Raw genomic sequence first — 20,237 nt, 5'->3', positions numbered from 1 at the left:
GAGCATCGATGAGGGGCAGGGTTGTGGCGGCAGGATGCATCGCGGTGCTCGCGGGATGTGCCGCGAAGCCGAAGGCGTGGGCGACGCCCATCGAGTGGCCCGACGAGACGTCCGCCACGCTCGTGGGACAGCCCATGGAGGCCGGGGCCGCGGTGGCCGCCGCTGGCGCGATACGGGAGTTCATCCGCACGAACCCCGACCCCACGTTGTTCCAGGGCTGTTCCAGCCCGGAGCAGGGCCTGGCGGTCGCTGTCTTCACCGGAGCCACCCAGGGCCTCTATTTCGTCGCGGTACACCAGGACTTCAGACGGTGTGGAGGGCCACGCATCCGGGTGCTTGATGCCTGGGATGCCTATGCGGTCACTCCCCAGGGAGAGGTGCTCGCGAAGGCCCCTCCTCCGGCGGGAGACGCTTCCTTCGCGGCTCCTCCACCTGCGCCGGATGCGCAGCCGCCTCCGCTGGAGGCCCCACCGCCCGCGCCGGAGCCACAGGCTCCGGTTCCTACCGGGGACGCGGAGCGTAGTAGCGGCGCAGCCAGCGGCTGAGGCCGTCCAGGCCGGGGAAGAGGACCCGCTCGGTGATGTTCGCCTGGTCGAGCTTGTCCCTGATTTCCCACTTGAGCTTCGCCGGCACCACCAGCCGGCGCACGCCCTGGTGCTGATGTCCCAGGAACTCGTTCAGGCTCAGCCCCGGCCCGTTCATCACCGAGAACAGCGCGAACTGGTTCACGATGCGCGCATCCAGCGACGGCGGCTCGAAGAACAACACGAACGGGTTCTCTCCCAGCCCGTCGAACGTCGCCAGGTCCCCCGCCACCGTCGCCAGCATCTCCGCCGTGAACACGTCCGCCCCCTCCAACCGCAACTGCTCACGCAGCGGCCGGGGCAACTGCTGGTTCGTCTGGTGATAGTCCACGCACCAGACCGCGCCGTCGTGCTCCAGCAGGTCCACGCGCTCCGTCATGAAGTGCAGCGCCACGTAGGGACTGAACGTCCAATCCAACAGCCGCGTCGGCATCCCGTGATGCTGCGCCAGCGCCAGCCAGTCCCAGATGGACGTCAGCCGCTCCGTGCCCGGCACGCCCCGCGCGTACTTGCGGAAGGCCCGCAGCAGGTCCCGCTCCTGCCGCACGAACGCCCCCTGGCGGTTCAACGTCGCCGTCAAATCCAGCGTCGCGTCCGGAACGCCCCGGAACACGAAGCTCGTGCGGAACCGGCCCAGCGGCTCGTTCCATGAGCCCGCGAACAGCAGGTCCTGCAGCTCCAACCAGGATGTGACGTGCCGCTCCTGCATCCGCTGTCCCCTCGCCGCCTAACAAGGTGGGCCCGGTCCTTCTGGAACGCAGGGACCGGGCGTCCAGGACGCCCGGCCGGTTCAATCACAGACCTTGATACAGGGACGACTACGGCTGCCCGAAGTTCGCGGGCTGCGTGAAGGCAAACGAACTGGCGCCTGGTGCCTTGTCCTGTTGGAACAGGGGGCACTTGGCGCAGGTGAAGCTCTCCCAGTCCTGACGGACCGCCACGTCGATGCAGCCGCCGTAGAAGCGGCAGTGGACGTTGCGGTGCTCCTCGATGGAGAAGGTATCGGCCCGCAGCGGGAGGTGGAACTTGGTGGGACGCGGCTGTGGACAAGGCATTGGGTTCTCTCTAGCCCCCCTCGTGGGTGCTGATTCCCTCTACTGACTGGTGCGTCGCGTCATTCCCGGCCGTCCTTCACCCGGACACTGAACGCTTGCACCCCGGCTCATCGCTGCCAGCAGAAGACCGTGTGGGTGCGACACATTCAAAAGGCACAACAGCCTAATGATGTCGGGCGTCCCTGGCCCGTCCCCCCAGGATGTCTGCCTTCACGCGGAGCAACCGGCCGGGCAGGCCGTCGGAATCTTCACGCCCGGAGCGCTTTCCCGCGAGAATGCGGCGCGTGAGCTCCCCCGCCCGACCCCCCCGCGATTCCTCCCGCTGGCTGAGCGCCCTGGCCCTGTTGTCGCTCGTGCTGCTCAGCGGCTGTTCCGCCTTCTCCCGCGCGGTGCGCGAGGGCGACGGCGCCGTGAAGGAACGCCACTGGGCGGAAGCGGAGGCCGCCTACCTGCGCGCCCTGGCCGCGGATCCGGAGGCCTCCGAAATCACCGTGAAGCTGCGCGCGGTGCGCAGGGAGTGGGGCGAGGAGGTGTACCAGGAGGCCGGCGCCGCCCATTCCTCCGGGGACCTGCCGTCCGCCACCAAGCTGCTGGTGCGCGTGCTGGAGTTGAACCCCGACCATGAAGGGGCGCGCGCGCTGCTCGCCCAGACGCTGGAGGCGCGCGTCCAGGTGGCCCTGGGGCTGCTCAAGGAGGAGAAGCTCCAGGACGCCCGCGCGGAGCTGGACGCGGTGCTGGCCGTGTCGCCGGACCACGTGAACGCTCGCAAGGGCGTGGACGCCGTGCAGGTGGCGTGGGCGAAGCGCTTCTTCGCCAGCGCGGAGACGCTGGAGAAGTCCGGCAAGCTGGGCAACGCGCTCGTGGCCTACGTGCGCGCGGACCAGGAGCGCGTGGGCGCCACCGCCGCCCGCGAGCGCGCGGAGTCCGTGCGGCAGCGGCTGCGCGACGAGGTGGCCTTCCTGGTGGTCGCCACCCCCGTGGAGGACAACGCCCAGGCCCCCGACGTCGCCCAGCGGCTGAGCGCCGGACGGCTGGCGTCGGCGCTGCCCACGAAGCTGCCCCTGAAGGTCGTGACGGAGGCGCCCCCGGGCCGCGTGGGCGTGAAGCTGGACCTGTCCCTGGAGCGCGTGCTGCCGCTCAAGGCGGTGGAGGAGTCCCAGAAAAGCCAGCGCTACCTCGCGGGCAATCGCTCCGTGCCCAACCCCAAGCGCGGCGACTACGAGAAGAAGCTGCTGGAGGCGGAGCGCACCCTGGAGGGCGTGGAGCGCAAGCAGGCCGCAGTGCTGCGCGAGTACCTCAAGGCCCAGGTGGAGCTGGGCACGCTGCGCGACGCCGCCGAGCGCTGCCGCGAGCGGGAGAAGCGCGAGTGCCGCGCGGCCATCCAGGAGTGTGGCGAGGAGGCTCGCGACGCGAAGAGCCCGGGCAAGGTGCCCAGCGAGTGCGACCCGGAGCGGTGCTCCGGGCAGTGCACCCAGGATGAAGGCCTGATGTCGATGAAGGCCAAGGCGGCGCGCGTGCTGGAGGGGGCGGTGCAGGTGGCCCTGGACAAGGCGGAGACCCAGCGCTCCGAGGTGCAGCGCAACCGCGACGCCGTCTTCCGCGAGCCCATCACCGTGGAGGAGCCCATGTACTCGGACTTCGTCTACGACGTGCAACTGCACCGGCTCACCGTGACGGCCACCGTGACGTCGGTGATGCGCGACCTGTTGACGCCGCAGCAGGTGCCCGCGCCCAACACGCAGGACTACGCGGTGCTGCACGAGGACCTGGCGCACAAGGGCTATGACCGCTACGGCGTGCTCGCGGACCCAGTCCAGCTGCGCAACGAGCTGGAGCTGCGCGTGGACGCGGGCGACAAGGCCGTGGCGGACGTGGCGAAGCACGTGAAGGAGCGCTTCGACCTGTACCGCGGCAAGCGGGTGGAGGACGCACGGCGCGGCATGGTGCGCCCCGGCGCGGAGGACGTGGTGGAGACCGCCGTGCGCGCGCTGCTGCTCACCGCGGACGCGCCGCCGCAGGACATCCTCCAGCCCGTGGCCCGCGCGCGTGGCCTCACCCGGCCCGAGGCCCTGCTGGGCGTCGGGCAGTAGCCCATTGCCCGCGCCTCGCGGCGCGATGGCGGTCGCGGCGAAACAGGCCGCCTCTCGCGCCGCTCCTGGGTCGGGCGGGCCGCCTTGCTCAGTCCAGGCTGGCGCTCATCTCCGGGCGCTCCAGCCGCAGCGTCTCCACCCGGCGCCTGCGCGCGCCCGCGATGGTCAGGTGCCACGCGGCGGCGGCCAGGCCCACGCAGAAGCAGCCCGCCCACAGCGCGGTGGCGCCCGCGTGGCCCAGCATCGCGCCGCCCAGCGCGGGGGCGACGCTGGACGCCAGGCCCCACATCATGTGGTACGCGCCCTGGTAGCTGCCGCGCAGCTCCGCCGGCGCCAGGTCCGCCACCACCGACGGCGCCACCGGTGAGTGGACGATTTCGCCCAGCGTCCACACCGCCACGGCCGCCATCGCGAGCGGCACGGTGGCCGGCAGCGCGTGCAGCCCGAAGCCCACGGCGGTGAGCACGCCCGCCACGGCCAGCGCGGTGGAGCGGCGCACCCGGCCCACGCCTCGCACGACGAAGGGCTGGAGCGCGACAATGAGCACGCCGTTGACGGACATCACCAGCCCGTACTGGGCGGGCGTCAGGCCCTGCTGGGTCAGCGTCAGCGGCAGGCTCATGAAGCTCTGGTGGAAGAGCAGGGCCAGCGCGAACACCGGCAGGCAGAAGGCCAGGTACACGCTGTCCCGGAAGGGCGTCAGCACCGCCCCCAGCGGGGTGTGGGACGCGTGCGCCGCCCGCGCCTCCGGGGGCCGCGTCTCCGGCACGAACACCCAGACGCAGCAGCCGTAGAGGAACGTGGTCACCGCGTCCGCGATGAAGAGCAGCCGGTAGCCCAGCCCCGCGAGCAGGCCCGCCAGCGGCAGCGCGATGGCGAAGCCCAGGTTGATGACCCAGTAGAGCAACCCGTACGCGCGCGCCCGGTCCCGGGGCGCCACCAGGTCCGCCACCGCCGCGGACACCGCCGGCCGGTACAAATCCCCCAGGATGCCCAGGAGGAACGCCGCCACCGCGATGCGCCCGGGCGTCTCCGAGTGGCCGATGAGCAGCATGGCCCCCGACCCCAGCCACAGGCCCCCCGCGAGCGTCAGCCGCCGGCCCACCCGGTCCGCGAGCATGCCCCCCAGGGGCGCCGCCAGCACCGCGCCCGCGCCGTTGAGCGCCACGATGAAGCCCGCCTGCTCCACGTTGAAGCCGCGCTCGCGCGTGAGGTACAGCGCCAGGAACGGCGCGACGAAGGACCCCAGCCGGTTCACGAAGGTGCCCACCCACAGGACCCAGTACGTCCGTGGCAGGCCACCCCCGCCCAGCGCTCTCAACACCGTGGCAACGGGATTCATGGCGGGATGCCCGACGGACGTGGGGAGGTGAGACTGACCGGGGGCGCTCGTCAGCATGCGCCCGGGCCCCGCCCGTTTCCATGCGCCCTCTGGCCCGCGCGGGCGGTTGGAGCCGCATGCATTCCAGCCGCGCGCGAAACGCGACTTCCCGGGCGCACCTTCATGGCGCTGGACATCGCTTCCGGGCTCCTCCAGGTTGCCGCGCCAATCCACACCCAGGAAGGCGGGACGCGAAGGCGGGCATGGGGCAGGTCATTGGACTTCTGGGGGTGTGCCTCGTCCTGGGCGTGTTGGCGCGACGCAGCGGCCGGTTCCCGGAAGGGACGGCGCCCGCGTTCAACGTCTTCCTCCTCAACGTGTCGCTGCCGGCGCTGGTGCTGCGCGCCATGCACCGGCTGGAGTTCGCGCCCGGGCTGGTGGTGGCCGCCGCGGCGCCGTGGCTGCTCTTCGCCGGAGCGGTGCTCTTCATGCGCCTGCTCGGCCCCCGGCTGGGGCTGTCGCGTCAGTCGGTGGCGGCGCTCATCCTCACCGCGGGGCTGGGCAACACGGCCTTCGTGGGCCTGCCCATGGCCGCCGCGCTCCTGGGCCCCCAAGGCGTGCCGGTGGCGGTGGTGGCGGACCAGCTGGGGTCGTTCCTGGTGCTGGCGACGCTCGCCACGCTGACGGCGGCGAAGGCCAGCGCCCGGTCGGAGCTGTCCGTGCGCACGCTCCTGCGCAAGGTGCTGGGGTTCACCCCGTTCCAGGCGCTGGTGGTGGCGCTGCTCTTGCGCCCCTTCCCCTTCCCGGACTGGCTGGAGTCCGTGCTCCAGCGGCTGGGTGACCTGCTCACGCCGCTGGCGCTGTTCGTCGTGGGCTTCCAGCTGCGGCTGAAGGGAGTGGGCCCACGGGTCCCGGCGCTCGCGCTGGGGCTGACCTACAAGCTGGTGCTCGCGCCGCTGGCGGTGCTGGGGCTGCTGATGCTCATGCCCGGGCTGGCGCTGGTGGTGAAGCAGGCCACGGTGCTTCAAATCGCCATGGCGCCCATGGTGACGGCGGCCATCCTCGCGGCCGAGCACGACCTGGACGCGGACCTGGCGGTGCTGATGGTGGGCGTGGGCATTCCGCTGTCGTTCGCCACCGCGCCGCTGCTCTTGTCGCTGGTGCACTGACGCCCGTGCGGCACACGGGCGTCAGTGGGTCGTTTCAGGTTTTCGCCCTCAGGCGAGCGCCGTGGTCTCGAAGGAGAGCTCGACGCCGTTGGGCTTCACGCGCATCTGCGGACGCGACAGCACATGGCAGTGCGGGCAATAGCCGTGGGCACCGGCGGGCGTGGCCCGGATGGAGACCGCGCCGCCACACATCATGCAGCCCTCGGGAAGATCGAAGTCCGCGAACCGCTCTCCGCTCTGGGTCTCGAAGTGGGTCATGCCATTGAGTTAACGCAGGATCTGCCCGACACAAGCAGACCGGCTCCCCTCCGCGAGGACCCGGTATGGCGCCTTGCCCCACCTTTCAGGCACAGAAGACGGCCCCTCGGGGCAGCCTGCAAAGGTTACCGGCCGAGCTCCGATTGCTCACCCGCCGACACCGCAACCCGCTGGGCCGCCTTGTAGACGCTGGCACGGGATTTCCATGGCGAACCCCCTCGGACAGCAACGGGACGGGGGAGGCGTGGGATGGGTGCAGGGAACACAGTGAAGGTCATGTGCGACCGGAAGGGCTGGCGGGTGGAGGTGGCGCACGCGGGGGGCGTGCGGCGCTACCGGTACGGCAGCGAGTCGCAGGCGCGCTACTTCGCGGCGGTGTTCGAGCTGGGGCCCAGCGTGCTGCCTCCCAAGAACCATGCGCGAAGGCGGCAGGAACCCTGCTTGGCTCTACCCAATGAGGTCTCTTTCGGAGAGGCTTGGCTGCATGAGTGATGCTCCCAAGCCCAAGCCCTTCATCCTCCCCAACCGGCAGCACGTCACCAAGGAGCCGGATCCGGGCGGCCGTTGGTCCGCGCAGTTCCCGGAGATGATTGGTTACACCAGCCAGGGCGGCGGCAAGGTGCCGGCCGACTTCGGGTGGAACACCAACCCCAAGCAGTGGCAGGAGGAGCTGACGCCGCAGACGCTGGCGGAGCGCTTCGAGGAGCTGCGCATCCTGCCTCCGAAGAAGGACGCCCCCGCGCTGCCCGCGCCGGCCACGCCCGCGAAGCCCTGAGGCCGCGGAGAGTCGTCCGCTTGTCCGCTTCCAGGGCCCGGAGGCACTCGGGCCCTGTCGAAGCGCGACTCGCTAGCTGAACGGCAGACTGGCCAGCCGCTCGCGGAAGCGGGCGAGCAGGTCGCGCGCGCCGGCCTCGTTGAGCCCCGCCGAGGCCTCCTGACGCCCCTTGCGCAGGAACGCGTCGAAGGGCGCCGAGCGTCCCGAGAGCGCGCCCGCCGCCGCCACCGCCTCCTCCAGGACGCGCGCCGCGCCCGGAGAGCCCAGCTCCAGGTGCATCTCCACCTGCTCCAGCCGGACCCCGCTCGCGGCCCACACCGCGCGGTCGTGCACGGTGAGCCACGCGCGGGTCAGCTCCTCCATCGCTTCCTCCAGCAGCGCGAGGAAGGGCTCCACGAGCCCGGGCAGCACGTCCGGCCCCAACTCGGGCCGCGCGCCCGCTTCGCGCAGCCGGCCTCGCGCCGCGACGATTTCGCGCTTGGTGGGCGTCTTCAGCGCGAGCGACGCGGGCAGGGACACGAACGCGGCCAGGCTCTCCTCGGCCTGCCTCGCCAGCGCGGGCCGCTGCGCGTCCGTGGCCTTCGCGGCGCGCTCCAGCCGGCCCTGCAGGGAGCGGCGCAAATCCGCCGCGGCGCCGCGCAGGGCCACGCGCGCGCCCACCTGGTTCGCGTAGCCGGGCACCACGTCCTCGCGGCGCACGTCCGCGAAGGCCGCGGCGGTGAGGTACACGAGGTCGCCGATGCGGTTGCGGAAGTCCGCGCGCGACGCGGCCAGCTCCGACATCAGCGTCCAGCGGTCGCTCACCACCTCCGGCCGGCGCATCTGCACGCCCAGCTCCTGCAAGCGCCTGGACAGGCGCTCCGCGCTGGCGTGCAGCACGGCCTCCGCCTCTTGCGACAGGCGCTCGTCGGAGCTTGCGGGCGGCGGGGCCCAGCCTCCGTCGTGGGACGTGGCGGGACGCGCGGGCGGCGGGAAGGCGTCGCGGATGGCGGCCACCAGCTTGTTGACGTCCGTCAGCGTCTCGCCGATGGCGGGCGCCATCGTCTCCCAGAGGGACAGGTCCGCGGCGTCGTCGGGTTCGGCGGTGGTGGGCTCGTACTTCACGATGCTCAGGTGCCCCAGCCGGTCGATGGCGACGGCGGCCGCCTGGTAGACCTTGCGCAGCCGCGTCGCGAAGTCGCGGTCCATCAAGGCTTCGAGCAGCGCATCCAGGCGGGGCGGCAGGGCATCCTGCGGGGGGCGGTTCTTCGACACGGCCATGGCGCGCCACCCTAGCCCAGCCACCCCACGGATACGTCAACGGGGGGAGGTGGGGACCGGCTCTACGCTTTCCGACGTACAGTGGAAAGACGGGGAGAAAACGCATGACAGGTGGCATCCAGCGCCGGCGATGGGTGGCCGGGGGGCTCGGGCTGTTGTTCGTGGGGGGAGGCCTGGCCTTCATGTCTTCCGGGCGGTGTCTGTCCGCCTGGATGTTCCAGGGCGTGGAGGTGCCACAGTGTCCGGACGGCGAGTTCCGCCAGACGGTGAGCGTGTCCGTCAGCGGGCTCGCGCGAGGCACCTCCCGCTGGGTGACGGTCTGGGCGAAGGCGCACGGGATGGACGCGGAGGGCCGCGAGCTCGAGTCCCTCGTGGGCCGCGGCACGGCGGCGCTGTTCCTGGTGGACGCGGCCGGCAAGGAGACGCCGCTGCCGCTGGACGCCAAGGGGCGCTGGAAGCGCGAGAGCGGCGGTTCCCTGTCGGCGCCGGTGACGCTGCCCGCGGTGCCGGATGGCGACTATCAACTGCGCGCGCGCGTCACCACGCCGCTGGGCACCGGCACGGTGGACGCGGCGCTGCCCCTGTACGCGCCCGCGCGGGTGCGCGTGCTGACGGACCGGCCCCTCTACGAGCCCGGGCACCGGGTGCGCTTCCGCGCGGTGGCGCTGCGCGCGAAGGACCTGTCACCGCTCGATGGACGGCCGGGGACGTGGAAGGTGACGGACCCCTCCGGCGAGGTGGTGCTGGAGGAGCGCGCGCCCGCGGGCAACTGGGGCGTGGTGGCGGGGGACTTCCCGCTGGACCGGGGCGCGCCCACGGGCACGTGGACGGTGTCGTGGACGAGCGGCGGCGCCTCCGGTGACGCGGCCTTCACGGTGGAGCCCTTCACGCTGCCGCGCCTGCGGATGGAGGCGGCAAGCCCCCGGCCCTTCTGGCGCGCCAACGACACGCCGGAGGTGACGGGGCAGGTGTCGTACGCGTCCGGCGCGCCGGTGGCGGACACGGACGTGACGCTGGCGTGGAGCCACGCGGGCGCATGGCCTCCGCCGACGGAGTGGCTCCAGGGCGGGCTGCCGGCGAAGGCACGCACGGATGCCGCCGGCCGCTTCCGCGTGACGCTGCCGCGCGTGCCCCAGGACCTGCGCGGCCAGGCCACGTTGAGCGCGAGCCTGGAGGCGAAGGACCCCACGGGCGAGCCGGTGCGCGGCGGCGTGTCGCTCCTTTTGTCCGAGGACGCGCTGGCCGTGTCCTCCGTGACGGAGCTGGAGGACGGGCTGGTGGCGGGCTTCAGCAACCGCGTCTACCTGCGCGCCACCACCGCGTCGGGCCAGGTGCTGCCGGGCGCGGAGGTGACGGTGACGCGCGCGTGGGACCCGCGCGACCCGGGCGTGAGCGCGGTCGCGGACGAGGACGGCGTGGCCGCCTTCCAACTGGACCCCGGCCCCGCGGTGAACGTGGTGGTGCCGCCGCTGCCGGTGCGCGTGCAGCCGCGTCCGCCGCCCGTGTCGCTCGTGTCGTCGCAGGACCTGCTGGGCGCGCAGGGAGGACAGGCGTCGCTGGAGGACCAGCTCGCGCTGGAGCGGCTGCTGCCCTCGCTGCACCCTTGCGCGCGCTTCGTCTCTCCGGCCTCTGGCGCCGCCATGGCGGAGTTCGCGGTGCGGGTGGGTGCGTCCGGGCAGGTGCTGGACGTGGCCGGCGCGGAGGAGGGGTTGGAGGCGTGCATGGTGTCGGCGCTGCGCGCGAAGGGACTGCCGGCGCGCGCGGAGCGGATGCTCCCGCTTCGCTTCCAGGTCCAGGACCCGGGCCTGCCGACCCTCCGCTGGAACACGCAGGTCGCCTTCGGAGACGAGCGGGGCGTGAGCGAGGGGCTGACGGTCGCCGCGCTGGATGCGCGCGCGTGCCTGCCCTCCACGCTGGACCGCGCCGTGGCGGTGCCCGGCGTGCTGACGTGGCGGCGGTGGGCGGACAAGCCGGAGCTGGCGCTGTCCTGGGTGGCGGAGCCCACGAGCGAGGCCACGCCCCCTGCCGCTGCGGCGGCGCTGGCGTGCGTGAAGGAGCGGCTGAGCCGCATCCGCGTTCCGGCCTCGACGCAGGCGGAGCTGCTGGCGGGACGGAGGCCGTCGGAGGCCATGGGCGTGGTGCGCTTCACCGCGCAGCCGAACTACGGAGGCAACGGCATGCCCCGTCCGCCCCTGGCCACCGCGTTCCTGGGCTACGAGTTGAAGGTCCAGGCGAAGTGGGACGGCCAGGACATGGGGGAGACGAAGGTCGTGCTGCGCCCCGCGCGCCTGCCGCCGCTGCGCCTGCGCGCGACGCCGGTGCTGGCGAAGGCCGGTGAGTCCGTGAAGGTGGAGCTCTTGCGCGGCCCCGGCTTCACGGGCGAGCTGCCCAAGACGCTGGAGCTGGTGGCGGGGCCGACGCGGCTCAAGGAGAAGCTGGACCCGGCCACGCGCTCCGTCCGCTTCACGCTGCCCCAGGACTTCGAGGGCTGGGCGCAAGTGGAGGGGGTGGCGGCGACCGCGCGCGTGTACGTGGCGCCCCGCGCGTCGCTGTCGGTGGAGGTGTCTCCGGACAAGCCCGCGTACGCGCCCGGGGAGCTGGCGCACCTCCAGGTCCACACGCGCGTGGACGGCAAGGACGGCGAGGCGGCGGTGGGCCTCTTCGGCGTGGACGAGACGCTGTCCCAACTGGCGCCGCTGCCGGGCGCGGACGCGCTGGACGGGCTGAAGCCCGCGCCGTCGGTGGCCACGCCCGCCTTCGGCGTGCTGGACGGTCAGGCGCTGGCCATGGGCCGCATCCGGGGCGCGAACGCGGCCGCGGCGGCGCTCTTGCGCGTGACGGCGGTGCCCACGCTGGAAGACGTGGAGACGCCGCTGTCGGTGAGCAGCACGAGCCCCTTCTCCCCGGACGCGGAGCTGACGGAGCCCTTCTACGCGGTGCTGACGGAGCTGCACGCGCGCACGCGCAAGTGGGAGGAGACCGCGCCCGAGGGTGAGACGTTGGACCCCGCGGGGCTCGCGCGGCTGTGGGCGGAGTCGCTGGCCGCGTGCGAGCAGCGCGGGCAGAAGGTGACGGATGCGTTCGGCCGCAAGCTGCGGCTGTCCCGGCTGCCGGAGGACCTGCTGGCCCTCACGGATCCGCGCGCGGTGGTGGTGAATGGAACGCGGTTGCCGGAGGACGTCGTGAACTGGGGCGCGTGGGTCGCCCGGGAGGCGCCATGAAGCAGCGCTCTTGGATGTCCGGGGCCGTGGGCCTCGGGGTGGGGTTCGTGCTGGGCGGAGTGATGATCGCGGTGGTGACGGGGGACTCGGTCCGCAAGACCCTGGGGCAGTCCGCCGCCGCGCTCTCGGGGGAGTCCATGGAAGTCACCATGGCGCCAGGCATCGACGGCTTGCAGCGCAAGGCGATGAAGAACTTCGGGTCGGCGAACGCCTACGACGACGAGTCCATCGTTTCGCGGGGAGGCGGCGGGGCCGCACCTCCGAAGGCCGCGGCGGCGCCCGTGATGGAGATGGCGGCGCCGCCGGAGCCGGAGATGGAGGAGGGGGGCGTCAGCAAGGACAAGGGTGGCGCCGCCGCCGCGCCCACCCGCGCGTGGTTCCCGGAGACGTTCCTCTTCGAGCCCCTGGTGGTGACGGACGCGAGCGGCGCGGCGACGGTGCCGGTGCGCGTGCCGGACCGGCTGACGCAGTGGCGGGTGCTGGCGCTCGCGCACTCCCGCTCCGGCGCGCAGGCGGGGGCGGTGACGTCCTTCGCGGGCACGCTGCCCACGTACGTGGATCCGGTGCTGCCGCCCTTCCTCCGCGCGGGCGACACGGTGCGCCTGCCGGTGCAGGTGGTGAACACCACCGACAAGGCCGTGGAGGCCGCGCTCAAGGTGGACGTGAAGGGCGCGCAGGTGGAGTCCGGCGCGCGCACGGTGCGGGTGCCCGCGCGCGGCAGCGTGGTGGAGTTCGTGACGGTGAGGGCCGGAGGCGCGGGGCCGGTGACGCTGCGCGCCTCGCTGGGCGACACGGACGCGGTGGTGCGCGACTTCGACGTGTGGGCCACCGGCCAGCCCGTGGTCCAGACGCGCGGCGGTTCGCTGGCGGCGCCGCGCACGCTGTCCCTGGTGGGCCCCGCGGACGCGCAGACCGGCAGCGAGCGCGTGCGCCTGCAGGTGTACCCGGGCGCGCTGGGCATGGTGCGCGCGGAGCTGGCGGCGGTGGAGCGCCGGCCGGTGGACGTGGCGGGGGACGCGTACGCGCTGCTGCTCGCGGGCCAGGCGCCGGAGCTCCTGAAGACGCTGGGCGAGACGGCGGACCCCGCGGCGCTGAAGGCGCTGTCGTTGGTGGCGACGCAGCGGGTGCTGCGCGCGGCGCGGGCGCCGTCGGTGGAGGTGGCGACGCGGCTCGCGGAGGGCGCGCTGGCCCACCCGGACAACCCCGTGCTCTCGCGGCTGGGCGAGCGGTTGGTGGCGCAGGTGGCCCAGGCGCAGCGGCCGGACGGCACCTGCCAGGGCGGTGAGGGCTGGACGCTCCAGCGCCTGCTGGTGGCGACGGCGGACTGCGCCCGCACGGTGCGCGCGGCGCAGGGCACCCCGGAGGGCAGGCAGCGCGCGTCGGCCTTCACCGTGCGCGCGTCGGGCGTCTTCGAGCGCTACCTGCCGCAGGTGAAGGATGGCTATACGGCGGCGGTGCTGCTGGCGGAGGGCGCCGCGGAGGGCAGCGTGGCGGACGCCCTGCGCACCCGCGTGCGCGAGGCTCTGAAGTCCGGCGCGGACGGCACCGCGTGGCTGCCGGTGGAGCCGGACACGGTGCGCGCGGATGGGGCGCTGCCTTCGGAGGCGGAGGCCACGGCGATGGCGGTGCTCGCCCTCCAGGGTGATGCGAAGGCGCCGCTCGCGGACCTGGGCGCCTGGCTGCTCGCGCACTACACGCCGGGCCTGGGCTGGGGGGATGGGCAGGCCAACCGCGTGGGGCTGCGCGCGGCGCTGGCCCTCTTCAAGGCTCCGTTGCCGGCCCAGGTGCGCGTGACGGTGGCGCGCGACGGGCAGGTCGTCACCGAGGGCACCTACGACACGAAGGCGCTGCGCGAGGTGCTGGCGCTGGAGGCCGCCGCGCCGGGCTCGGCGGGCACGCACGCGTGGACCGTGCGCGCGGAGCCCGCGGTGCCGGGGCTGGGCTTCTCCCTGGCGCTGTCCGCCGCGGTGCCGTGGAAGAGCGAGCTGAAGGGCGGCCTGCAACTGGCCGTGACGGGGCCGAAGGAGGCGCGCGTGGGACAGCTGACGAACGTGCGCGTCCAGGTGGGTGCGCCGTCCGCGTTGCCGCTGCGCTTCCAGCAGGAGCTGCCCGCGGGCGTGCAGGTGGACCCCGCGAGCCTCGCCGCGCTCGTGGCGTCCGGACAGGTGACCTCCTGGGATGTGCAGGATGGGGCGTTGTCCCTGGACCTTTCTCCCAGGGAGCAGGGCGCGCCGGTGCAGGTGGAGTTCCGCGTGCTGCCCACGCTCGCCGGGACGTTGCAGGCGGGCGCGGCGCGACTGGGCGTGCCTGGCCGGCCGGACATCACCGCGTCGCTGCCGCCCACCACCTGGGCGGTGCGCTGACGCCCTCCGGTGCCGTGGGGTCATTCTCCACTCACGGCGCCGGTGCAGGTCCCTTCCGTCTGGCCTCCGGGGCAGGTGGAATGCGCGCCGGAAGCGCGGCAGGGGCCCGTCCCTCCGGGCGCCCCCCGCCCGGTGCAATCGCTGCCCGCGTGCGTACACTTCAGGATGCACGGCGGAGATGCATTTGCGCGCGGCAGCGAGGAATTGGATGGAGCTTGAAGGCTCCGAACAGGAGGAACTGACCCACGCCCTCCTGGGCGCGTTCACCTCGGTGGAGGAGCTCCACCGGATGGTCGAGGTGAAATGCGGCCGCAGCCTGGTGCCCCCCGTCGAACGGGAGGGGGCGGCGCGGGCCCGGGCGCTCGTGCGCACCGCGGAGGCGGAGGGGTGGACGGACGTGCTGGTGCGCGGCGCGCACGCGGCGGCGCCGAGCCATCCGCGGATCCGCCGCTTCCTGCAGAGCTACCTGTCTTCCGTGCAGCGCAGCGTGTCCGGCAGCGCCCTGATGCGCATCGTCCAGCAGTCCAGGCTGGCGCTGACGCCGCAGGTCTGGCGCGACCGGTTGACCACGCTGTCCAGGCGCGTGTGCCGCGTGGAGCTGGAGGGCGGCCGCGCGCTGGGCACGGGCTTCCTGGTGGCGCCGGACATCGTCCTGACGAACTCGCACGTCATCGAGCACCGGCTGCTGGAGGCGCTGCGCGTGCGCTTCGACTTGAAGGTGCTGCCGGACCGCATCGCGGTGCATCCCGGCCGGGTGTTCGCGGTGACGGCGTGCCTGGCGCAGAGCCCGCACAGCCCGGCGGACCTGATGCACCCGCGCCCGCGCGAGGCCACGCGCGACGAGCTGGACTACGCCTTCCTGCAGATTCAAGACGCCCCCGGCGCGGACCGGGTAGGGGACCGGCCGCGCGGCTTCATCCCGCTGGCCCCGTCTTCACCCACGGCGTTCGAGACGGGCGCGCTGGCGCTCGTGGTGCAGCACCCGAAGGGCCGGCCCATGCAGGTGGCGCTGGACACGTTCCAGAAGGTCAACCGCTCCCAGACGCGAGTCACCTACTGCACCAACACGCACCCGGGCTCGTCCGGGTCGCCGTGCTTCACGCCGGACCTGGAGCTGGTCGCGCTGCACCACAGCGGAGACCCACGCCCCGGCCACGAGTCCGCCGAGGACGACGAGGGCATCCCCCTGGACACCATCCGCTCGAGCCTGTCCGGGAGCGTGCTGCGCCGCCTGGGCTGGGAGTGAAGCCTTCGAGCGCTGCTGCTACACCCCTGTGACGACGCCATGGATCCGCGCGCGTGGACGCGCATGCGAGCGCGGAGGAGGGGGCTGCTATCGTCCCCGCGCATGAGCCTTCCCGCTCGAAGCCCCCTGGCCGCGAAGGTCATGTGCACCGTGCTGTGCCTGCTGCCCGTGCTCGCGGGCGCGGCGCCGCGCTTCGGGCTCGCGGGCCTGTCCTCCAACAACGAAGTGCGCCTGCGCACGTCCACCGCCCACCTGGAGACGGTGCTGCGCGTGGACCTGCTGCCCACGCCCACGGACGTGTCTCCGGAGGCACCGCGCGACGCGGGCGCGGCGGCCACGCGGGTGACGGTGCTGGTGGATCCGCTGCTCGCGGCGGACGGCACGCAGGTGCCGGTGACGGTGCGCGTGAGCCCGACGGAGGGCGCGGCGGAGGTGCCCATCTCCGTGAGTCAGCCGGTGACGGTGACGCTGTCCGCGGACCTGCCCGCGGCGGGCGACTACCACGGCCGCGTGGTGCTCCTGGGCGACGGCGTGCGGGAGTCCACCCCGCTCGTCGTGCGGCGCGTGGCGGTGGCGCCCACGGTGCAGTTCTATCCGGTGGCGCCCGCGCGCGGTTGGACGCTGGGGCCGTTCTCCGGCAAGGCCACGGTGCGGCTGACCTTCCGGGAGACCGCGGGCGTGGGCGGCGCGGTGGGGCCCGCGGCAGTGGTGCAACTGGACCGCAGGGCGGGCGGCTCGGGAGACGGCGCCGCGCCCGTGCAGGCGCAGGACGCGACGTGGTTCTTCCGTGGACCGGATGGCCAGCCGCAGGGCCCGGGACAGCAAGGCGTCCTCCAGGTGCCCGCCTACGGCACCGGCCTCTTGAGCCTGGACGTGGATGACCTGCCGGAGTCCGGCGAGTACACCGGCACGGTGCGGCTGCTCGTGCCGGAGGGCGCGGCGGTGGAGCAGGCCTTCACCGTCTGGGTGAAGACGCCCGCGATGTTCGGCGCGTTCCTCATCTTCCTGGGCGTGGTGACGTCCGCGGCGGTGCGCTTCTACGTGCAGCGCGTGCGCCCGCGCGTGAACCTGCGCAGCCGCGCGGAGGCCGCGCGCCAGAAGCTCCAGTCCCTGGTGCCCGCCCGTCCGCTGGAGCGCGAGGCCGCCGTGGCCGCGTCGCTGCGCCGCCAGGTGGACGCGCTCCTCGCGGACATCCAGCGGCCGCTGAGCGGGCTCGTCGTGCAGGACTCCGTGCTCGCCCTCTTCGAGGCGCGCCTCCAGCTCTTCTCCCTCTGGTCCGTGCTCCTGCGGCAGCTGGAGGGGCTCAAGGGCGTGGCGCTGCTGGACGCGGAGCGCAAGCTCAAGGCGGTGGAGACGCTGCTCCAGAATGATCAGGCCACGTCCGCGGACTTCAGCGAACAGGCGCAGCTCTTGCGCACGCTCGATCTGGAGGCGGTGGCCCGCGCGGTGCTGGAGGCGCGGCTGACGGAGCTGGAGCAGCAGTCGCGGACGCTGTCCTCCCAGCGCGGGGATGACCCCGTGAGCCGCCGGCTCCAGGGCGAGCTGCCCCTCTACGTCCTGCGCGCGCGCCAGCAGCTGCCAGGGCCCGACCTGGAGGCGTCACGCCGGCTGGTGGAGACCGCGCGCGAGGCGTTCCTCGAAATCCTCCTGACGGACCTGGAGGACGCCCTCACCGGGAAGGAGCTGCCCGGCGGCTTCACGCAGGAGGAGTGGGCGGCGCTGCGCCTGCGCGTGGGCGAACAGCTGGCCCGGGCGCGAGCCCGCATGTCCGCCAGCGTGGACGAGGCCTACCTCTACTACCAGTCCGCGCACGCGCTGTACCTGCGCGAGCTGGTGGACAACCTGGAGGAGGCGTTGACCCAGCTCCAGGCCCAGTCCGGTGGCGGCCTGAACACCCTGGCGGACTGGCGCACGGCGGCGGACGCGCGGCTGGCGGCGGCGCGAGAGCACCTGGACAAGGGCGAAGCGAACCTGGCCGCGGCGGAGTACCGCGCCGCCCGCGAGGACTTCGCGCGCCACGTCACGCTCCCGCCGCCCCCGGTGTCCATGGGCGGCCGGCTGGCCCTGGAGTCGGTTCCCTCCGCCGTGACGCTGGATCCCTTCTCGCAGCCGGCCGTGGAGTCGCCACCGCCGCCGCCATCACCGCTGCCCGGCGGGCCCGCCACCGGGAACCTCTCCCCGCTGCCGCCGTCGTCCACGAAGGCGAGCACCGACGTGCTGGTGAACCTGGACTGGATTCCCCTGCCTCGCTCGCGAGACCTGTGGAAGGTGGAGCTCGCGGTGCTGGGGATGATGTCCATCATCGCGGTGCTGCTGGGGCTCCAGGTGCTGGACGTCTTCGCGCCCACGTGGGGCGGCTCCGGCGCGTGGATGACCGCCTTCCTCTGGGGCTTCGGCCTGCACCAGGTGGGCAACGCCACCTTCGACGGCCTGTGGGGCATGGTGTCGCGGCTGGAGAAGTAGCGTCAGGCCTTCCTGCCGCGGATGGCGCGCGCGGCCAGCCTGTCCACCAGCGCGGGCGCCACCAGCTTGAGCACCTGGCCCACGCGACCGGTGAGCGTCATCACCAGCTCCCGGTCGCGGCGCTCCATGGCGCGCAGGATGAGGGCCACGCAGGTGTCCACGTCCATGGTGGGGCCCGCCTCGTCGCGAGGGCTCTGCCCCAGGGGCCGGCCCTCCGGCCCCAGCGCGTGCGCGCGGATGTCCGTGGCCACGAAGCCCGGCGACACCACGAGCACGTCCGTGCCGGTGCCCAACAGTTCGATGCGCAGCGAATCGAAGAAGCCCTGCATGGCGTGCTTGCTGCCGGCGTAGCCGGTGCGCATGGGCACGCCCGTCTTGCCCGTGAGCGACGACACGGCGACGAGCAGTCCCTTGCGCGCCTTCACATGCGGCAGCGCGTGGAAGGTGCAGTGCACCGCGCCCAGGTAGTTGATGCGCATGAGGCGCTCGTAGAGGCCCAGGTCCTTCACGTCCTCGAAGCGCGAGTGCATGGTGATGCCCGCGTTGTTGACGAGCACGTCCACGCCGCCGAACGCCTCCACCGTGCGCTCCACCAGCAGGCGGCACGCCTCCGGGTCGCCCACGTCGGTGGGCACCGCCAGCGCCTTGCCGCCCGCGGCCTCGCACTTCGCCTTCACGCGTTCCAGCGCCTGGGCATCCCGCGCCGCCAGCGCCACGTTCGCGCCCCGGCCGGCCAGGGCCACCGCCAGCGCCTCGCCGATGCCCGCGGAGGCACCGGTGACAATCACGGTCTTTGCTTGCATGGCCCCATCCTCTCAGGGGGGCGGCCCTTCAGCCATGGCCTCCCGCGAAGGCTTCCGCGAAGTGCAGTCCGCCAATGAGCAGCAGCCCGCACAGGAAGCCCACCACGCGCTGGCGCGAGTCCGGGCCCCGGTGCAGCTCCGGCAGCAGGTCCACCGCGCCGATGTAGAGGAAAGAGCCCCCGGCGATGGCCAGCACCGTGCCCTGGAGCGAGGGCAGATACCGCGTGCCGAAGAGCACGCCGGCCGCGCCCACCGCGGCGGTGAGCTGCACCGCGCCCAGCGCGAGCAGCGACCGTGCGCGAGTCCACCCCGCGGCGCGCAGCAGCGCGTAGTCGCCCACCTCCTGCGGCAGCTCGTGGACGATGACGGCGAACGCGGTCGCGAAGCCCGCTTGCGGCGACACGAGGAACGCCGCCGCGACCGCCGCGCCATCCCCCACGTTGTGCAGCGCATCCGACACGAGCAGCGCGCCCGGCAGCGTGGGCGCGCCCCGGTGCGAATGCTGGCCGTGCGCATGTCCCGCGGCGGCCTCCGCGTCATGGTGGTGATGGCCCAGGCCCCACTCCAGGAGCGCCAGCGCGACGAAGCTGGCGAAGGCCCACGCGAAGGCGGCGTCGCCCTGGGACTTCACCGCCTCCGGCAGCACCTCCAGGAACACCGCGCTCAAGAGCGTGCCGGCGGCGAAGGCCACCAGCGCGGGCAGCCGCCGTTGCAGCCAGGGCTCGGACAGCACACCGCCCGCGAGCCCCGCCAGGCCGTCCAGCCCCACCGCGATGAAGACGAGCAGGACGGTCTGGGTATCCATCAGGGGGCCATCAGCCACGCGAGCACTTCTTGGGGACCATCCACGTGCACGAAGTGGCCGGCGTCCGGGAGGAGGGCCACGGGGCAGCCCGCGTCCTCCAGGCGTTGGGCGCTCTCCTCGGACACGTAGCGGCTGCGCCCGCCGCGGATGCAGCGCAGGGGCGGGTGCACGGGGCGCTCCACCGCGGGCCACAGGTCCTGGCCGTTGACGCGGCGGTGGAGCTGGAGGAGCGCGTCGCGGTCGAAGCGCCAGCGCACGCCGTCACCGTCGGGCGTGAGGTTCATGAGGAGCCAGTCCGACAGCGCCTCCGACAGGCCATTGCCCATGAGGTTCGCGCGCAGGTCCTTGCGGCTGTCCGCGCGCGGCGGGGCCTTCAGGAGGATGTCCAGGACATAGCCGCTGTCCGACAGGTTCAGCGGCACGGGGCCGGGCGCGATGTCGAGCATCGCCACGCTGCGCACGCGCTCGGAGGACTCCAGGCTCGCGGCCAGGGACACGCGGCCGCCCAGCGAATGGCCCACCCAGTCCACGGCGCCTTTGAAGCCCTGCGCGTCGAGCGTGTCCACCACGTCGCGCGCGAGCGTGGTCAGGTCCGCTTCCGGATGCAGCGCCGGGGACGTGCCGTGGCCGGTGAGGTCGGGCAGGAGGATGCGGCGGCGCGGGTCTGCCTTCGTCCACGCGACGGCCAGCGAGCGCAGGTTGCGGCCCGTCCCGAGGAAGCCGTGCAACATCACCGTGGGCACATCCCCCGTGCCCACCTGGAAACTTTCGAGCACCACGCCACCACCGCCTTGTGTCGCATGCCTTGACCTGGGGGCACGCCT

17 protein-coding genes are annotated in these 20,237 nt (G+C 73.2%); 9 read left to right on the top strand and 8 right to left on the bottom strand.

Annotation, left to right across the window (positions count from 1 at the left end):
• The first annotated feature begins 8 nt into the window (after nt 1–8).
• Nucleotides 9–545 carry a hypothetical protein gene (locus JYJ93_RS39330; RefSeq protein WP_206799956.1) on the top strand — a complete coding sequence of 179 codons (537 nt, stop codon included), beginning with the start codon at nt 9–11 and terminating at the stop codon, nt 543–545.
• On the opposite strand, the gene JYJ93_RS39325 is transcribed toward JYJ93_RS39330, so the two are convergent.
• Together JYJ93_RS39325 and JYJ93_RS39320 are read right to left on the bottom strand one after the other, a co-directional pair.
• On the bottom strand, nt 502–1,293 hold the full coding sequence (locus tag JYJ93_RS39325; RefSeq protein ID WP_206799955.1) for an FRG domain-containing protein: 792 nt from the start codon (nt 1,291–1,293) through the stop codon (nt 502–504). The genes JYJ93_RS39330 and JYJ93_RS39325 overlap by 44 nt on opposite strands.
• Nucleotides 1,294–1,402: 109 nt before the next feature.
• The gene (locus JYJ93_RS39320) at nt 1,403–1,639 is read right to left on the bottom strand and encodes a hypothetical protein (RefSeq protein ID WP_014393541.1); all 237 of its coding nucleotides are present in this window, start codon (nt 1,637–1,639) and stop codon (nt 1,403–1,405) included.
• Nucleotides 1,640–1,914: 275 nt separating this feature from the next.
• Here JYJ93_RS39320 and traC point away from each other — a divergent pair, with 275 nt between their 5' ends.
• Nucleotides 1,915–3,729 (top strand): outer membrane exchange accessory lipoprotein TraC, encoded by a 1,815-nt coding sequence (gene traC / locus JYJ93_RS39315; RefSeq protein WP_206799954.1) that lies wholly within the window; start codon nt 1,915–1,917, stop codon nt 3,727–3,729.
• Nucleotides 3,730–3,817: 88 nt separating this feature from the next.
• Here the strand turns inward: traC and JYJ93_RS39310 are convergent, their stop codons facing one another.
• Entirely contained in the window at nt 3,818–5,071 is a 1,254-nt protein-coding gene (locus JYJ93_RS39310) for an MFS transporter (RefSeq protein ID WP_206799953.1), read from the bottom strand.
• Between the two features lie 242 nt (nt 5,072–5,313).
• Here JYJ93_RS39310 and JYJ93_RS39305 point away from each other — a divergent pair, with 242 nt between their 5' ends.
• Nucleotides 5,314–6,219 (top strand): AEC family transporter, encoded by a 906-nt coding sequence (locus JYJ93_RS39305; protein WP_206799952.1) that lies wholly within the window; start codon nt 5,314–5,316, stop codon nt 6,217–6,219.
• Nucleotides 6,220–6,267: 48 nt separating this feature from the next.
• On the opposite strand, the gene JYJ93_RS39300 is transcribed toward JYJ93_RS39305, so the two are convergent.
• Nucleotides 6,268–6,477 (bottom strand): hypothetical protein, encoded by a 210-nt coding sequence (locus tag JYJ93_RS39300; protein ID WP_120550221.1) that lies wholly within the window; start codon nt 6,475–6,477, stop codon nt 6,268–6,270.
• A 249-nt stretch (nt 6,478–6,726) separates the two neighbouring features.
• Here JYJ93_RS39300 and JYJ93_RS39295 point away from each other — a divergent pair, with 249 nt between their 5' ends.
• Both JYJ93_RS39295 and JYJ93_RS39290 read left to right on the top strand, forming a co-directional pair.
• Entirely contained in the window at nt 6,727–6,969 is a 243-nt protein-coding gene (locus JYJ93_RS39295; protein WP_206799951.1) for a hypothetical protein, read from the top strand.
• Nucleotides 6,962–7,252 carry a hypothetical protein gene (locus JYJ93_RS39290; RefSeq protein WP_120578238.1) on the top strand — a complete coding sequence of 97 codons (291 nt, stop codon included), beginning with the start codon at nt 6,962–6,964 and terminating at the stop codon, nt 7,250–7,252. The genes JYJ93_RS39295 and JYJ93_RS39290 overlap by 8 nt, the downstream gene beginning before the upstream one ends.
• 72 nt (nt 7,253–7,324) lie before the next feature.
• Here the strand turns inward: JYJ93_RS39290 and JYJ93_RS39285 are convergent, their stop codons facing one another.
• Nucleotides 7,325–8,512, bottom strand: coding sequence for a hypothetical protein (locus JYJ93_RS39285; RefSeq protein ID WP_206799950.1), 1,188 nt, complete (start codon nt 8,510–8,512; stop codon nt 7,325–7,327).
• 104 nt (nt 8,513–8,616) lie between these two features.
• On the opposite strand from JYJ93_RS39285, the gene JYJ93_RS39280 reads away from it, so the two are divergent.
• From JYJ93_RS39280 to JYJ93_RS39265, 4 genes are all read left to right on the top strand, one after another.
• Entirely contained in the window at nt 8,617–11,733 is a 3,117-nt protein-coding gene (locus JYJ93_RS39280; RefSeq protein WP_206799949.1) for an MG2 domain-containing protein, read from the top strand.
• On the top strand, nt 11,730–14,096 hold the full coding sequence (locus JYJ93_RS39275) for an alpha-2-macroglobulin family protein (RefSeq protein WP_206799948.1): 2,367 nt from the start codon (nt 11,730–11,732) through the stop codon (nt 14,094–14,096). Before JYJ93_RS39280 ends, JYJ93_RS39275 begins: the two co-directional genes overlap by 4 nt.
• A 208-nt stretch (nt 14,097–14,304) precedes the next feature.
• Nucleotides 14,305–15,342 (top strand): trypsin-like peptidase domain-containing protein, encoded by a 1,038-nt coding sequence (locus JYJ93_RS39270; RefSeq protein ID WP_206799947.1) that lies wholly within the window; start codon nt 14,305–14,307, stop codon nt 15,340–15,342.
• A 102-nt stretch (nt 15,343–15,444) separates the two neighbouring features.
• Nucleotides 15,445–17,805: a hypothetical protein gene (locus tag JYJ93_RS39265; RefSeq protein ID WP_206799945.1), complete on the top strand. Its 2,361-nt coding sequence runs from the start codon at nt 15,445–15,447 to the stop codon at nt 17,803–17,805.
• A 2-nt stretch (nt 17,806–17,807) separates the two neighbouring features.
• Here the strand turns inward: JYJ93_RS39265 and JYJ93_RS39260 are convergent, their stop codons facing one another.
• Genes JYJ93_RS39260 through JYJ93_RS39250 form a run of 3 tightly spaced genes read right to left on the bottom strand, consistent with a single transcriptional unit; the run spans nt 17,808 to nt 20,192 of the window.
• Nucleotides 17,808–18,608, bottom strand: a complete 801-nt coding sequence (locus JYJ93_RS39260) for an SDR family oxidoreductase (protein WP_206799943.1) — start codon at nt 18,606–18,608, stop codon at nt 17,808–17,810.
• A 28-nt stretch (nt 18,609–18,636) separates the two neighbouring features.
• Entirely contained in the window at nt 18,637–19,431 is a 795-nt protein-coding gene (locus tag JYJ93_RS39255; RefSeq protein WP_206799942.1) for a ZIP family metal transporter, read from the bottom strand.
• The gene (locus tag JYJ93_RS39250) at nt 19,413–20,192 is read right to left on the bottom strand and encodes an alpha/beta hydrolase (protein WP_206799941.1); all 780 of its coding nucleotides are present in this window, start codon (nt 20,190–20,192) and stop codon (nt 19,413–19,415) included. Before JYJ93_RS39250 ends, JYJ93_RS39255 begins: the two co-directional genes overlap by 19 nt.
• Between the last annotated feature and the right edge of the window lie 45 nt (nt 20,193–20,237).

The organism is Corallococcus sp. NCSPR001, from assembly GCF_017309135.1.
Lineage (GTDB): Bacteria > Myxococcota > Myxococcia > Myxococcales > Myxococcaceae > Corallococcus.
The sequence above is the reverse complement of the archived record's forward strand: the minus strand, read 5'-3'. Positions and strand labels throughout refer to the sequence as shown.